Raw genomic sequence first — 15,216 nt, 5'->3', positions numbered from 1 at the left:
CCGTCAGCCGACGCTCGACGTGGGCGCCGTCGGGCTGAACTGCTCCGCCTGGAGCGCGTACAGCTCCGCGTAGACACCCCCGCACGCCAGCAGCTCGTCCGGGGTCCCGGACTCCACCAGCCGACCCCGGTCGAGGACGTGCACCAGGTCCGCGTGGCGCACCGACGCCAGCCGGTGGGTGATCAGGACGACCGTCTGGCCGCTGCCCGCCAGCGCGCGGATCCTGTCGAACACCTCCAGCTCGGCCCGGGCGTCCAGGGCCGCCGTCGGCTCGTCCACGATCAGGATGCGGCCGCGCCGGTACGCCGCCCGCGCGATGCCGAGCCGCTGCCACTGGCCGCCGGACAGCTCGTGCCCGCCGCTGAAGTTCCGGGCCAGCAGGGTGTCCAGGCCGCGCGGCAGATCCGCGACCACCTCCTCGGCGCCCGCGTCGGCGACCGCACCCGCCAGCCGCTCCTCGGTCAGCGACACCGACGAACGCCCCACGGCCACGTTCACCCGCGCCGTGAACGGCCACCGCTTGAAGTCCTGCGCCACCATCGCGATCCGCTCGGCCAGCAGGCGCCGGTCCGCGTCCGCCGCGTCCACGCCGTCCCACAGGATCCGCCCCCGGTCCGGCCGGTACAGCCCGGCCAACAGCTTCACCAGGGTCGTCTTGCCGGAGCCGTTCTCCCCGACCAGCGCGATGATCCGGCCGAGCGGGAGGGAGAGCGTCACGTCGTCGAGGGCGGGCCGGGCCGACTCGCCCGGATAGCCGAACGTGACGTTCTCGAAGCGGATCTCCCGCGGGTCCTCCGGCAGGGCCACCCCGCCCTCCGGGATCGCCCGCTCGGCCGCCTCGACGTAGAGCCGCTGCAGATCCCCGACGAACAAGGCCTCCTCGTGCAGCTGGTTGACCTCCAGGACGAGGGTGTTCAGGCTCCCCGAGCCACTGCGGATCGCGATCACCGCGGTGCCCGCGACCGCCAGCGCCATCGTCCCGCTGAGCAGCAGCCCGCCCAGCGTGGCGTACGTCGCCACCGTCGCCAGACCCGTCCAGGTGGTCGCGATCAGACCGGTGCGGGCGGCCAGCCGGGCCAGCCGGGCCTGCTCCGCCTCCGCGGTCTCCGACATCGCCCGGAAGTGCCGCAGCAGGAACGGGCCGACACCGTGCACCCGGATCTCCGGCGCCGCCTCCGGCTCGGTGAGGAGAGAGGCGATGAGATGACCCGCGCGCGCGTGCTGCACCCACGTGTGGAACGACTCGTAGCGGCGCCGCGCGTTCGTCAGCGCGCTCCAGGCGCTCGGCAGCGTCATCGTGATCAGCAGCGGCAGCAACAGCGGATGCAGCACCGTCAGCACACCGGCCGCCGCCACCAGCGAGATCATCGCGTTCACCACGCGCGTGCCGTAGATGATCATCCGCCGGGCGGACGAGGCGCCGTACTGCGCGGTGTCCAGCAGCTTGTGGAAGGCGTGGTCCTCGATCGCGGCCAGCTCCACCGCCGCCGCCCGCTCCAGGTACAGCTCGGTCGCCACCCGCTCCACCTTGGGCTCCAGCCGCCCGGTGGCATACGTCGACGCGGCCCGCAGCAGCGCTCCCACAAGGAGTACGACGGCCATGACGACCAGGGCGGGTAACGCACCGCGCAGCCGGTCACTGATCGGGCTGCCGTCGATCAGTCGGCCCAGGACCGAGTTCACCGCCAGCAGACTCACCGCCTGGGCCGCGCCCCGGCCGACCTCGGCGGCCAGCACGGTACGGGCGGCCCGCGGGTCGGCCTGCCGGGCCAGCCGCAGGCTCACGGCCAGCAGGGAGGGCAGCCGGATCACCATGGCGCGGAAACCCAGCTCCAGGAAGGCGTCCCCGTGCTGGTTCCAGCCCATGTCGTAGCGGAGCGGGCCACCGAAGAGCAGCCGTTCCGACTCGGACACCTCGCGTTCGTCGGGACCCTTCGGATTGTGCGCCTTTCCCGCCTTCCCCACCTTTTCCGCCTCCCGCGATCGTGGACGAACGGCCACTATCGCGGGAGGCGGCGGGTCAGGACAGAGCGCGGGGCGCGGAAGAAGGATGCGCGGGGGCGTACGCCGGGGGCCGGGTGGCAACGCGGCGTGAGGCCGCTGGGCCGGGCGGTCTCACCGGGGCGTGGGGTGTTTGGGGGGCCGGTTGCACGGCGGCGTGGGTTTCCGGCGTGGCCCGTTGTACGCGGCGTGAGGTTTCCAGGGGGCCGGTTGCACGGCGGCCCGGGCCGATCGGCCGTACGCGGCGGCGGCTACGCGCTGATGGGCCGCGACCAGGTGGGCGTCGTGCCCGTGAGGCGGCACAGGGCCAGGTAGAGGGGGATCGGCGGGGTGTACGGAAGCGTGCCGTCCGGCCGGTGGATGAGGTCCGGGGCGGGCAGGGACTCCGGGACGATCGCGCCCGGTGTGTAGCGCGCGGGGGCGGGCCACTCCAGGGCGTAGTCGGAATCGGACGGGACGAGCCACCACCAGTGACCCTCGTCGGCGTAGACACAGCCCACACGCGGCAGCCGGGGCATGAGCAGCGGGCCGATTCCGGCGGGTACGGCCACGGCGTCGCAGCCCAGCGGGGCGGTCATACCGTCCGGCACGGTCAGCCGGCGGGGAGGCTCCGGGGCGGGGCCCAGGTCGCGCCGCAGCCGGACGAGTGTGTCGAGGGAGCGCACCGGCCTCCGGCCGGGCGCGCCGCTCATGCCCTCCCTCGCTCTCGGCTTCTCTCGAACCGGGCGAGCCCCGTGCCGACCCCGACACCGGGGAACGGACGCGGGACGGAGGCCTCACCGACGGGAGTGACGGGGGCGGGGGAGTGGCCGGTGACCGGGTGGGCCGGGGTGTGGTGGCCCGGGGTGCGGTGATCCGTGCCGCGCTCGTCCGCGCAGTGGGGGTCGAGGGCGCGGTGGTCCGGCGTACGGTGATCCGGCGGGCGGTGGTGCAGCGGGCTGTGGCCGTGGCTCGCGGAAGCGTGACCGAGCGGGGTGTGCCCGTAGGGCGTCGGGTCCAGAGCGTGATGGCTCGGGCCGTGGTGGTCCAGGACGCAGAGGTCGGACACACGCTGGTCCGGAGTGCGGCGGTCCGGGCCGAAGGGGTTGGCCGCGCGCTGGTCCGGGCCGTGGTGTTCCTTGGCCGGGGGCATGACCGGGGTCCGGCCGCCGGGCTTCGGCACGCCGAGCGGGGCCCTGCGTATCAGCTCGGCCGCGTACGCCTCCGCCGCACCGCGCGAGGGAGCCGGGCGTATCGCCTGGGCGCCGCCGCCCTGCGGCCCTCGGGCGCAGTGGGCCTGCTCGACCGGCTCGTCCTCGTCCCCGGAGCCGTCGGCCGGGCCGGGCTTGGGACGGGCGCCCCAGCCGAGGTCGTCGCGCGGCTCGGCGTGCTCGACCTGCGCACCGTCCGCGCTCGCGCTGTCACAAGGCTCGGCGGCCTCGGCCTGCGCGTCCGCGCCGCGCGGCAGGTCCGCCCAGACCAGCAGGCCGGAGCCGTGCTCCTGGGCGCCCCAGGAGTGACAGAGGGCCTCGACGAGCAGCAGCCCCCTCCCGTGCTCCTCCTCGGGACGCTGCGGCGAGGGATGCGGATCGTCGGGAGTGCAGCCCTGGTCGCGTACGGCTATGCGCAGCACGTCGTCACCGTCGAGCAGCTCGCACACGACGACATCGCTGGCCGTGTGCACGATCGCGTTGGTGACCAGCTCGGATATGACGAGAGCCGCGGTGTCGCAGGTGTCCTCGCACACCGACCAGCCGGTCAGCCGGGCCCGTGCCAGGTGTCTGGCCTGGGCGGGGGAACCCGGATGGGCGGCCAGTTCGAATCGGAACCGGCGCTCGGCAGCGGCCTGGTCGGGGCCTGCTCCCGGGGCGGCACCGAGACCCTGGGGGCGGCCTGCGGCGGCGTCTGTTCCTAAGGGCGCGGACGGAATCACGCTTGCCACTATCGCCGCGCCGTGAACACTTGGCAAGTGTCACTCTGAAAAATGCAGAGTGCTGTGTGACGCGGTGGAGCGCCGTGGCACACTGCTCGCAACAGCATGTTGAGCGGCGCCAGTTGGGATCACCGGAGACCCGTACGCGGTCGTACAGATCTTCGAATAGGTCTTCGAATGGCGCCGTAAGGCTGTCAGGATTCGTTCCGTCACCGGCCGGTCGGGGCTGCCCAGCGCCGCCAGGACACCGGTCGGCCGGGGCTCTTCGTGGAGGTGGAGCGTGAGCGAACCGCGGTCCGCGCCGACCGTCGGACAGGTCGTCCTCGGCCGGCGCCTGCTGGATCTGCGGGAACGCGCAGGGCTCAAGCGCGAGGAGGCCGCACGCATCCTCCGGGTCGCACCCGCCACCGTCCGCCGGATGGAGATGGCCGAGGTCGGCCTCAAGATCCCGTACCTCCAACTGCTGCTGAAGGCCTACGGCGTCACCGACGAGGAGGCCGAGGGCTTTGTGCAGTTGGCCGAGGAGGCCAACAAGCCCGGCTGGTGGCAGCGCTTCCACGACGTCCTGCCCGGCTGGTTCTCGATGCACGTCAGCCTGGAGGGCGCGGCTGCCCTGATCCGCCAGTACGAACCGCACTTCGTCCCCGGTCTGCTGCAGACCGAGGACTACGCGCGCGGGGTCCTGAAGTCCGGTGCCATCGGCCAGACCCGGCCGGAGGACATCCAGCGTCTCGCCGACCTGCGCATGCAACGCCAGGAACTGCTCACTCGTCAGGACGCGCCCCGGTTGTGGGTCGTGATGGACGAGACGGTGCTGCGCCGCCCGGTGGGCGGCCCGGAGGTGATGCGCGCGCAGATCGACAAACTGCTCGAGGTGACGAAGCTGCCCAACGTGACGCTGCAGGTGGCCCCGTTCGCGAACGGGCCGCACCCCGGCACCTACGGGCCCTTCGTGCTCTTCCGATTCGCCATGCCGGAGCTTCCGGACATGGTCTACAGCGAGTACCTGACCGGCGCCGTCTATCTCGACGCGCGCACCGAGGTGGCGACCCATCTCGAGGTCATGGACCGCATGGCGGCGCAGGCCGCTACTGCACATCGCACGAAGGAGATCCTCAGGGATTTCCGCAAGGAGCTGTGAATGGATTTCATCAAGCCGCGCAAACGGGTCTACAACGGCATGCCCGCGCGGGACTTGGGCAGCGAAGGCTGGCACAAGCCCTGGAGCGGCGGCAACGGAGGCAACTGCCTGGAGGCGATGAAGCTCGCCGACGGCCGGATAGCCGTCCGCCAGTCGACCGACCCGGACGGTCCGGCGCTGATCTACACCACCGACGAGATGACGGCCTTCATCCAGGGCGCCAAGGCGGGAGATGCGGACTTCCTGCTGTCATGACCTGGACCTGAGCCCTGAGACCTGGACCTGGACCTGGACCTGAGCGTCCTTCCCTTGCCTTTCGATTGTCGTTCTTTCGGCCTTTCGTTTCTTTCGTTCAACTTCCTGATTTTGGCACTGACTTGATTACTCATTGCGTCTTACGGAGCGTCTCATGACCGGGCAGGAGCCCACCCCCGCCGTCGAGATCGACACCAGCAAGCCCCATCCCGCTCGGATGTACGACTGGTACCTCGGCGGCAAGGACAACTACCCCGTCGACGAGGCCATGGGCCGCCAGATGCTCGCGCTCGACCCGCGCGTGCCGGTGATGGCACGAGTCAACCGCGCCTTCATGCACCGCGCCACGCGCTGGCTGGCCGGGAACGGCATACGCCAGTTCCTGGACATCGGCACGGGCATCCCCACCGAGCCCAACCTGCACCAGGTCGCCCAGGAGATCGCACCGGACGCCCGGGTGGTCTACTGCGACAACGACCCGATTGTGCTCGCCCACGCGGCGGCGCTGCTGCGCAGCACACCCGACGGCGTCACGGAGTATCTGCAGGCGGACGTCCGCGATCCGGCCGCCATCGTCGAGGGGGCCAGGAAGGCCCTGGACCTCAGCCGGCCGGTGGCCCTGTCGCTGGTCGCGCTGCTGCACTTCATCTCCGACGAGGACGGCGCGCACGAACTCGTCGACCGGCTGCTGGCCGAGCTCCCCTCGGGCAGCTACCTGATGATGACCCACGCCACCGCCGACTTCACCCCGGAGGAGTCCGCGGCGGCGACCGAGAAGCTCAGGGCGGCGGGCATCACGCTCGCCCTGCGCTCGCGCGAGGAGTTCGGGCGCTTCTTCGACGGCCTCGAGCTGGTCGACCCGGGCGTGGCGGTCGTACCCGACTGGCACCCCGAGCTCGGCGAGCCGGTCCCGGGTCAGGAGGACGGGGTCATCCCGGGCTACGGGGCGGTGGCCCGCAAGCCGTAGCACCGAAAGGTCAGAACCAGGTCAGCATGCGCCGTGGGGCGTCCACCAGACGGCTCACGGCGACGATCGCCAGCGGCGGCTGCTCGGCCTCGCTGCGTTCGAGACGCAGCCCGTAGTAGATCTGTTCGATCGACGGCGGTCCGACCGAGAGATTGCGCCGGACTGCCGCCGCGGGGGACTCCTGCCCGGTCTCCACCAGGTAGGCCGCGGCCATCGTGCCCGTGCGGCCGACTCCGGCGCCGCAGTGCACGAACACCTTCCCGGGCGCCTTCGTCACGGCGGCCAGCAACCGCTGCACCTGCTCGGGCTTCGGCGTCTGCCCGTCACGGATGGGCAGTCGTACGACGTTCAGCCCGGCCTTGCCGGGTTCCGCGAGCTGGGACGCGCTCAGGTCCTCGGCGCGCAGGTCGACGACCGTGGTGAAGCCGAGGCCCGCCAGCGCGCGGTATCCCGCCGGGGACGGCGCGGCGCCGCGCCACAGCTTCCCCTTCGTGCCCACCGGCTGGAAGTTGTGGATGCCCTGCACGGCGTGGGTGCCCACCGGTGCCGGGGTCTCCTCCCGTGCCCAGTACGACGCGGCCGCGATGCCGCCGGCACCGACGGCCCACAGGGCGAGGTAACCGATGACGATGGTGATCAGGACGCGCAGCGCACGCCGGGTGACGGGGCGCTTGCGCAGAGCCGGGTGGGGCAGGGTAGCGGCGAGGACAGCCATGAGCGACCAGACGGGACTAGGGGACGTGGGCGCTCTGGCATGGTAGCCCGGGAACCCTTTGTCCGTCTTGTCTGTGTACGCATGCATATCTGGACCATATGGCCTCCACGCAACAGGCATGTGGCGTGCGTGGGGCAGGCGATCAGTCGTCGTCCGTGTCCGCGTCGCCGATGGCGACGACCGTGAGGTGCGCCCGCTCCAGGGTGGCGTCCTCAAGACAGCCGGTCAGCCGCAAGCGGTCGTGCTCGGTCAGCGCGGGCCGTACGGTCCCGGCGAACAGACCGTCACCGAGGTCCCCGAGGGTCGCGTGGCGCAGCGGCACGGAGGTGGAGTCCCGACAGCGCTCCCAGACCTGCTGGGCGGCCAGGGACCGGCGTGCCGCCGTCATGTCCGCGCCCCGTATGTCGACCCGGACGATCACGGAGGTCGCCTCGTTCCGGTTCTCCTTCTCCTCCCGCGTCTGCGTGAGCTGCGCGATCCCCACGACCAGCCCGGCGAGCAGCGCGGCGCAAGTGACGTAGACCGCGGCCACGCGCGCGCGACGGCCCCGGCCGGGCGGGGCACCGCCCGGCCGGGGGAGGCCGTCCAGGTCGTCGGGGTCGTAGGGGTCGTAGGCGCTGTCGGGGTCGTAGCGGGCGTAGGGGCCGTAACGGCTGTAGGGGTCGTAGGACTGGCGGGGCAGGTAGGAACCACCGGCGCCGTAGGGGTTGTCGGGGCCACCCGGATCAGGCGCGGTGAGGACGGCCAGCCGCCCGGCCAGCCGGTGCTCCGCCGGCCGCGAGGTGGCGGACGCGATCCGCTGCACCACCCAGGCCAGCCCGGACAGCAGGACACCGGTGACCATGAGGACCGGTACGAAGACGTACGTACGGTCCGCGGGGTCCTCCAGCCATCTGAACCGGGCCTCCTCCCGCTCCGCCGCGGGCTGCCGGAGCCGGGCGAGGACGTCCTCCTGCCGTGCGTCCAGCTCGCGCTGACGCCGGTCGGTGTCGCGCAGCCGCTCCTCGATCCGGGCCAGCCGCCCCAGCAGGACGACGCCGAACAGCATGACCTCCACGACCAGCAGCAGCACTCCGCAGATCAGCGCCCGCTGCCACTGCCACCAGTACAGATAGACGACGAGATAGGTGGCCGCCCCGGCGGCGGCCAGTCCGGCGAGCACGAACGCGACTCTCCTCACGGCGCGCCCCCCAGCCGTACGTCGTCCGCGCCCCCCAGCCGTACGTCGTCCGTGTCCCCGAGCCGTACGTCGTCCCCGAGCCGTACGTCACCCGTGCTCGCGATCCGTACGTCCCCCGTCGTCCCGTCGACCGTGAGTCGGGAGCCGACCGGGAAGCGGCGTACGGCTTCGGCGGCACCGACGACCGCGGGCAGCCCGAACTCCCTGGCCAGCACCGCCAGATGCGACAAGGGACTGCCGGTCTGCGCGACCAGGCCGGTGAGCCCGGGCAGCAGGGGGGCCAGCGAGGGGTCCAGGGTGCGCACGACCAGCACCGGGTCCTCGGGCCGGGCGCTCGTCCCGTCCCAGACCGTGCCCACCGCCCGCCCGCCGGACACGCCCCGCCCGCCGTCACCGTGGCCGTCACGGTCCTCGGCGACCACGACCTCACCCTCCGCCAGCCGGAACGCGTCCGGCAGCGGGGGAGAGGCGGCACGCGGCACGCGCGCGTGGAGGTCGTCGGGCAGCGGTCCGCCGTCGAGCGCGGCGCCGAGCTCCCGCCAGCGCAGCAGCGCCACGTCCGCAACGCCGGCCCCCACCCGCCCCGCCGCCTCCCGCACGAGCCGGACCTGCAGCTCCTGCACCCAGCGGATCCGGAGCCGGAGCGCCTCGCGGGGCGGGAGGACGGGGGTGCCGGCGGGCAGGGGCAGCGGCGGGGCCACTGCCGACGCGGGCGGGCGCGCCGCAGGTGTCCGCGGAGGCTGCGCCCGGCGCTCCAGGCTCGGTGCCGCGAGGGCCAGGATCACCGGGTGCGCGGCGATCGCCGCGTCGTCGGACAGGCCCCGCGCGCGGGCGGCGGCCAGCGCGGTCAGGGCCGTGCCGGCCGCTGTACGGCTCCTGGAGGGCTCCCGCAGGAGTGCGCCCGCGAGGGTCTCCTGGGCGTGCAGCGACACCAGGGCCCTGCGCGTCCAGCGCAGCTCGGCGGCGAGACCGGGAGCGGGGAGCGCGTCAGGTGCGGGGATACGGGCCAGCCGGCGGTCGACGTCCGCGGCCAGGTCCGTGGCCAGGCCGGGCAGCGCCGAGGCCAGCCGTCCCACCCGCCAGGCCGCCGCGAGCCGGCGCGCGCCCGGCGCCGGATTGAGCAGCGCGAGCCACCGGTGCGCGGGCGGGACCACACCGAGCAGGCGCAGATCGGCTGCCGCGCGCCCGCCCACCGTGGTGACGACCGGCACCGTCCGCAGCAGCCGGCGCGGTGCGCTGCCCGCGATGTCGAGGGCGGCGGCCAGTCCCCGGGCCATGGGAGTCACCCACAGGTCCTCCTCCAGCGGCGCCAACTGCCCCGGCAGGGTCTCGGCGACCGGCCCCGGCCCGAGCAGCCGGGCCCCGCGCGGCGGCCGTACCGCCATCGCCGTGATGGGGCGGCTCTGGAACAGCCACAGCCGCCCGTCCGCACCGAACCCGAACTCGATGTCCTGAGGCCCGCCGAAGACCTTCCGGGCCCGCCGGGCGAGCCGCGCCAGCCGGGCCAGCTCCGCGCGCGTGAGCAGCGGCTCCGCCCGGCCGGGCTCGGTCCGCAGCAGCCGTCCGCGTCCGCCCAGCCAGTAGTTGGTCCCGGCCTGCTCGCCGCTGACCAGGCTGTCCGGCCCGCCGCGCACCGCGCTCACCAGCATCCGGTCGGCCCGCCCCTCGACCGGGTCGGCACCGAACAGCACCCCGCCGACCCGTGCCGTGAGCATCGGCTGCACGAGCACCGCCATGGGCGCCGTGGACCCGTCGGGCCGATGCGCCGAGTCGAGCACGGTCGTCACGGCCGTACGGAAGGCGGGCCATCCGCGCACGTCGAGCACCGAGGCGAACCGGCCCGCCAGCGAGGAGTCCTCGGTGTCCTCCTGCGGCGACGAGGAGCGCACGACGAGCGGGCGGACGCCGCCGTCGGAGAGTTCGTCCCAGGCTCGCCACAGGGCGACAGGGTGGCCTCCCGCGCCGTGCGGGACCACGAATCCGGGGAGTACGGGCAGTCCTGCGCGGGCCGCACGGGCGAGGTTCGCGGCCTTGGACCCCGCCAGGCGGGGGACACCGGCGCCGGGTTCTTCCAGGGGGACGGTGGCTGGGCCGTGGATCCCCACCGGGCCGAGGGCGACCTGGCCCCGGGGGCCTTCCCCGCCGTGGGCACCGTTTCCGTCACGTTCTCCGTGACGTTCGTCGAGCGTCGTCATCAACACCCTCCCGGACCGACCGCCAACAGGGGGGACGCGCGGGATGGGCCCTGCGCCTGACGGCGGAACGAAGGATGGGGTGGGCCGCTGCCGATCAGGATCGGGCTACCGCTCCGGTTCCGGACACGACGACAGCACACCTCCTGTTCCGATGATCCCACCGCTGTTCCGATCCCTGCAGCCCGTAAGCCACTTTTCGGACATCCAGGAGGGGAGGTGCGGAGGCGGCCGCAGGGCTCGCCGGGCGTTGGTCCGGTAGCAGCACGCGGAGCCTCCCCCTCCGGCCTGAGACGGCCCGCGGCCGCCCCGGCCGGAACCAGGACCGGGCCGCGACCCCGGCGGCGGCAGAACCTCGCACAGGGCCTTCAGCGCCGCCCAACTTCTTCCCGCGGTCGTCGAGGCCGTCGCCGTCCTCGACGACCGCGGGGGCGTCGGGGGCGTCACACGCTCATGGGCCGGTCGTACGGCGATATCGGCGCCGGCAGCCGTGAACCGCCCGACAGCCGGCGGTCCACCGCCGCCGCCACCGCACGCCCCTCCGCGATCGCCCACACGATCAGCGACTGCCCACGCGCCGCGTCCCCCGCCGCGAACACCCCCGGGACGTTCGTCGCGAAGTCGCCGTCCCGCGCGATGGTGCCGCGCGGGTCGAGCGTCAGCCCCAGCTGGTCCACGAGCCCGTCCTTCCGGTCGGGCCCGGAGAAACCGAGCGCCAGCAGCACCAGGTCCACGGGCAGCACCCGCCCGCTGCCCTCCACCGGCCGGCGCCGCGCGTCGACCTCGACGAGATGCAGCGACCGCACATGCCCGTCCCCGTCACCGGTGAAACGGAGCGTGGACGCCGCGAACAGGCGCGCGTCCGCGTCGGCCGCCGGCGCACTCCGCAGATCGCGCGCCTCCTCGTGCGCGGCCGACAACCGGTAGATCTTCGGATACGTCGGCCAGGGATCCGTGTCCTCGTCGCGATCCACACCGGGCTGGGCGTAGATGTCCAGCTGGGTCACGGAGGCCGCGCCCTCGCGGACCGCCGTCCCCAGACAGTCGGCCCCGGTGTCCCCGCCGCCGACGATCACGACGTGCCGGCCGGCGGCCGACACGGGCGAGACCTCGAGATCGCCCTCGCACACCCGGTTCGCCAGCGGCAGATACTCCATCGCCTGATGTATTCCGGCCAACTCCCGGCCCGGCACCGGCAGTTCCCGCCAGGCCGTCGCGCCGGTGGCGATCACCACCGCGTCGTAGCGCGACCGCAGCTCGTCCGCGCCCACGTCCCGGCCGACCGCCGTCCCCGTACGGAACCGGGTCCCCTCGGCGATCATCTGCTCGATCCGCCGGTCCAGATGACGCTTCTCCATCTTGAACTCGGGGATGCCGTACCGCATGAGACCGCCGATCCGGTCGTCCCTCTCGTACACCGCGACCGTGTGTCCGGCCCGGGTCAGCTGCTGCGCGGCGGCCAGCCCGGTCGGCCCCGACCCGATCACCGCCACCGTCCTCCCCGAGAGCCGGTCCGGCGGGCGCGGCGGCGCGAACCCCTCGGCCCAGGCCCGGTCGGCGATCGCCACCTCGACGTTCTTGATGGTCACGGCCGGCTGGTTGATGGCGAGGACACACCCCGCCTCGCACGGCGCCGGACACAACCGCCCCGTGAACTCGGGGAAGTTGTTCGTCGCGTGCAGCCGGTCGCTCGCCGCCCGCCAGTCCTCCCGCGACACCAGGTCGTTCCACTCCGGGATCAGGTTGCCGAGCGGACACGCGTCGTGGCAGAAGGGGATCCCGCAGTCCATGCAACGGTCGGCCTGCCTGCTGACGATGGGCAGGAGCGCCCCGGGGACGTACACCTCGTCCCAGTCCCGGACCCGCTCCTCGACCGGCCGGCGGGGCCAGTCCTGGCGGGGGGTCGTCATGAATCCCTTGGGATCGGCCATGGGCGTCTTCCTTGCGTACGCGTGGGACAGGCCGAGCGTCATCGGGCGGCACTCTTTCGGCCACGATACGTCCCGTCCGCCACCCACGCAGAGAGCCGGACCGGGCCCAATTCGAACCAGGGCCGAATCAGACCAGGGCCAGCGCGTACACGATCGCCGCCGCCGCCGAGGCGACCACCCGCACATGGTTCCAGCGCGTCCACCCGCGCACGTACGCCGGCCAGTACGCCTCGGCCTCCGGCGTCCCCGGCCCCAGCTTCATCAGCGTCTCGTTGCGCGGCACGTTCGCCATGACAGTCACCCCGAAGGCACCGACCAGGTACAGCCCGCTGCCCAGCAGCAGCGGCAGCGTCCCCTCGTCCGGCCACAACAGGAACGTCACCACGGCGATCCCCGCGCACAGCCCCGCCGAACCCAGGAACAGCACCATGAACACCGGCGTCAGCGCCGACGCGTTCATCGCGTTCATCGCGGCGACGCCCTGCGCGGCCGGCAGCTTCGCGAGCCCCCGCATCACCAGCACCGAGAACGCGCAGAACACCCCCGCCATCACCCCCGTCGTGACGGAGCCCAGCAGCGCGAGCATCCGATACGGTCCATCGATCACTGTCACCGTCAACTCCCCGTGTCGTCCGAAGATCCTGCCCGGCCCGACGTCGTCACCTCAAGTGAAAACCCGTACATGATCCGTGACCGCGGGCGCGGTGCGCGAGGGCGCATGTGGTCATGCGGGGTGGGGCTCGGCGGGGCGCCGCGCCCCGGGTCCACCCGGCTGGGCGGCCGAGCCGGTGTCTGTGGGGGCCCCTCCCCCCTCCCCCTCCCCACCCTCCCCCCCACTCCCGCAGCCGCCCCTCCACTTGCGCGGCGATGCGCCGTCTCGCCTCGTTGCGGGGCACACCGCTCATCAGCAGCTCGTCGTACGGCGTGTCCAGATGCCGTACGGACGCCGCGACCGCCGAGACCACCGCGCCCTCGGACAACGCCCGCCCGGCGGCGCTACGCCCCACCCGCCCGCTGCCCCGCACCGAGGCGTGCGCCGCGATCTCCCGCGCCCGCTCCACCGGACAGCCGGGGAGCAGCCGCAGGATCTCCGCCGCGAACACCCCCGCGAACCGGTCGTCCTCCACGGCCCGCCGCCGCGCGTCCCGCAGCCGGCGCCGCCGTCGCGCCTCCGCGTCTGCCAGACACCGCTGCTCGGCCCGCGCGAGTCCCGCCTCCTCGACCAGGACGCCCTGTCGCTCGTAACGCCCCTTGCGTCGGTTGAACCGCACCACCACCGCCGACAGCGCGCTCTCCTCCCGCGATCTGCGCGTCAGCGCCGTGTCCCCACGCGGCAGGAACACCAGGTGCCCCAGGTCCGCACAGTCCAGGCAGCGGGCCCCGCCCTCCTCCAGCACCAGCATCGGCTGCGGACCCCGACGGCATCCCGCACAGTACTTCCGCCGAAGCGGCTGCACGACGAGAAGACCGGTGGGGGACACGAGAGTTGCCAGTGCTGCCATGCAGGCTTCATTCCCGCCGGTGGTCGCGGTAGCACGTGCCCGCCGGCTCCGTTCCGCCGGCTCTGTTCCCGTCGGAACGGAGCGATCCGGTGTCCGGTGGCGACTCCGAAGCGTTCCGGTAGGTGCCTGACGCATCATGGGCCGTGTGCGACTCGAAGCGATCACCTGGGAACGGCTCGGCGACCTGCTCGCCCAGCGCCTCCTCGACCTGAAGCCGGCGGACGGCAGCCCCTGGCCCCGCATCGCCTTCGACGGCGCTCCGGCGGCCCGCCCCGGGGACCTCGCCGCACGTGTCGCCGAGGCGCTGCGGATACGCGGCCGCGCCTCCCGCGTCGTGGACACGCACGGCTTCCTGCGCCCCGCCTCCCTCCGCCTGGAGTACGGCCGTCACGACGTCGAGGCCTACTACAACGGCTGGTTCGACACCGGCACCCTCTGGCGCGAGGTGTTCGGCCCCCTCGAGCCCGGCGGCGACGGGCGGATCCTGCCCGACTTCTGGGATCCGGCCACGGACCGGGCCACCCGCAGCCCCTACGTTCACCTCCCACCCGGCGGTTTCCTGTTGCTGCACGGCCCCCTCCTGCTGCGGCACTGGTTCCCTTTCGACCTCACCGTCCATGTCCAGCTCTCCCCGGCCGCCCTGCGCCGCCGTACCCCGGACGCGGACCGGTGGACCCTGCCCGCCTTCGACGCGTACGCCGACGACACCGACCCCGCCGCCACGGCCGACGTCCTCGTCCGCGCGGACGATCCCCGCCATCCGGCATGGGGCGGGTGAAGCGACCCGGAGCCCGGACGGTTCTCGAGGAGCGGTCCCGAACCGGTCATCCGGGTCGTCCCGCGGAAGATCGTGGGTTTCTCGGCCTTCTCGGCCCGCCCCGCTCCGGTGAGATGCGGGTGCCCGCGGGCGCGGCGAGAATGGAGGGGCGCCGGGACCAGCGGTGCCCCCCGCGCCGCGCCGGCCGTCCGGCACCGGGAGGTACCCATGACCACAGCCGGAGACATCATGCACCGGGGCGCCCGTTGGATCGCCGCCCATGAAACCCTGGACCGCGCCGCACAGTTGATGCGCGAACTCAATGTCGGAGCCCTGCCCATCGGCGACGACAACGACCGGCTCTGCGGCATCCTCACCGACCGCGACATCGTCGTCGGCTGCGTGGCCGTGGGCCGTGACCCGGCCCGGGTCACCGCCGGAGAGATGGCCCGCGGCACCCCGCGCTGGATCGACGCGAGCGCCGACGTCGGCGACGTGCTCGGCGAGATGCAGAGCCACCAGATCCGCCGACTGCCCGTCATCGAGAACAAGCGCCTGGTCGGCATGATCAGCGAGGCCGACCTCGCCCGGCACCTGAGCGAGGGGCAGATCGCCTCCTGGGCGGAGAGCGTCTACGCCAGGACAGGCCCCGCCCCGCACTGA

The 15,216-nt window shown here is 73.3% G+C and carries 12 protein-coding genes and 2 pseudogenes; 5 read left to right on the top strand and 9 right to left on the bottom strand.

The window, feature by feature from the left end:
- Positions 1-3: 3 nt before the first annotated feature.
- From ACLZN2_RS37595 to ACLZN2_RS37585, 3 genes and pseudogenes are all read right to left on the bottom strand, one after another.
- Positions 4-1,866, bottom strand: coding sequence for an ABC transporter ATP-binding protein (locus ACLZN2_RS37595; protein ID WP_416984092.1), 1,863 nt, complete (start codon positions 1,864-1,866; stop codon positions 4-6).
- Positions 1,867-2,252: 386 nt separating this feature from the next.
- Entirely contained in the window at positions 2,253-2,693 is a 441-nt protein-coding gene (locus ACLZN2_RS37590) for a hypothetical protein (protein ID WP_416984066.1), read from the bottom strand.
- 596 nt (positions 2,694-3,289) lie between these two features.
- Positions 3,290-3,922, bottom strand: a pseudogene (locus ACLZN2_RS37585) (ATP-binding protein); the annotation flags it as partial.
- Between the two features lie 271 nt (positions 3,923-4,193).
- On the opposite strand from ACLZN2_RS37585, the gene ACLZN2_RS37580 reads away from it, so the two are divergent.
- The 3 genes from ACLZN2_RS37580 (at position 4,194) to ACLZN2_RS37570 (ending at position 6,276) form a co-directional block, all read left to right on the top strand.
- A complete protein-coding gene (locus ACLZN2_RS37580; protein WP_416984065.1) occupies positions 4,194-5,054 on the top strand; it encodes a helix-turn-helix domain-containing protein in 861 nt (286 codons plus the stop codon).
- Positions 5,055-5,309: a DUF397 domain-containing protein gene (locus tag ACLZN2_RS37575; RefSeq protein ID WP_416984064.1), complete on the top strand. Its 255-nt coding sequence runs from the start codon at positions 5,055-5,057 to the stop codon at positions 5,307-5,309.
- 154 nt (positions 5,310-5,463) lie between these two features.
- Complete coding sequence (locus tag ACLZN2_RS37570; RefSeq protein ID WP_416984063.1) at positions 5,464-6,276, top strand: SAM-dependent methyltransferase; 813 nt, start codon at positions 5,464-5,466, stop codon at positions 6,274-6,276.
- A gap of 10 nt (positions 6,277-6,286) precedes the next feature.
- Here the strand turns inward: ACLZN2_RS37570 and ACLZN2_RS37565 are convergent, their stop codons facing one another.
- From ACLZN2_RS37565 to ACLZN2_RS37540, 6 genes and pseudogenes are all read right to left on the bottom strand, one after another.
- Entirely contained in the window at positions 6,287-6,991 is a 705-nt protein-coding gene (locus ACLZN2_RS37565; protein ID WP_416984062.1) for a protein-tyrosine phosphatase family protein, read from the bottom strand.
- A 142-nt stretch (positions 6,992-7,133) separates the two neighbouring features.
- Complete coding sequence (locus ACLZN2_RS37560; protein ID WP_416984061.1) at positions 7,134-8,171, bottom strand: hypothetical protein; 1,038 nt, start codon at positions 8,169-8,171, stop codon at positions 7,134-7,136.
- The gene (locus ACLZN2_RS37555) at positions 8,168-10,366 is read right to left on the bottom strand and encodes a PEP/pyruvate-binding domain-containing protein (RefSeq protein WP_416984060.1); all 2,199 of its coding nucleotides are present in this window, start codon (positions 10,364-10,366) and stop codon (positions 8,168-8,170) included. The genes ACLZN2_RS37560 and ACLZN2_RS37555 overlap by 4 nt, the downstream gene beginning before the upstream one ends.
- A 440-nt stretch (positions 10,367-10,806) precedes the next feature.
- Entirely contained in the window at positions 10,807-12,294 is a 1,488-nt protein-coding gene (locus tag ACLZN2_RS37550; RefSeq protein WP_416984059.1) for a glutamate synthase subunit beta, read from the bottom strand.
- Positions 12,295-12,421: 127 nt separating this feature from the next.
- Positions 12,422-12,901 (bottom strand): DUF1772 domain-containing protein, encoded by a 480-nt coding sequence (locus ACLZN2_RS37545; RefSeq protein ID WP_416984091.1) that lies wholly within the window; start codon positions 12,899-12,901, stop codon positions 12,422-12,424.
- A 220-nt stretch (positions 12,902-13,121) separates the two neighbouring features.
- A pseudogene (locus ACLZN2_RS37540) lies at positions 13,122-13,796 on the bottom strand (DUF2293 domain-containing protein); the annotation flags it as partial.
- Between the two features lie 136 nt (positions 13,797-13,932).
- On the opposite strand from ACLZN2_RS37540, the gene ACLZN2_RS37535 reads away from it, so the two are divergent.
- On the top strand, positions 13,933-14,574 hold the full coding sequence (locus tag ACLZN2_RS37535; protein ID WP_416984058.1) for a uridine kinase: 642 nt from the start codon (positions 13,933-13,935) through the stop codon (positions 14,572-14,574).
- A 207-nt stretch (positions 14,575-14,781) separates the two neighbouring features.
- Positions 14,782-15,216 (top strand): CBS domain-containing protein, encoded by a 435-nt coding sequence (locus ACLZN2_RS37530; protein ID WP_416984057.1) that lies wholly within the window; start codon positions 14,782-14,784, stop codon positions 15,214-15,216.

The organism is Streptomyces sp. T028, from assembly GCF_048159505.1.
Taxonomy (GTDB): Bacteria; Actinomycetota; Actinomycetes; order Streptomycetales; family Streptomycetaceae; genus Streptomyces.
This window is presented reverse-complemented; position numbering and strand designations above follow the sequence as displayed.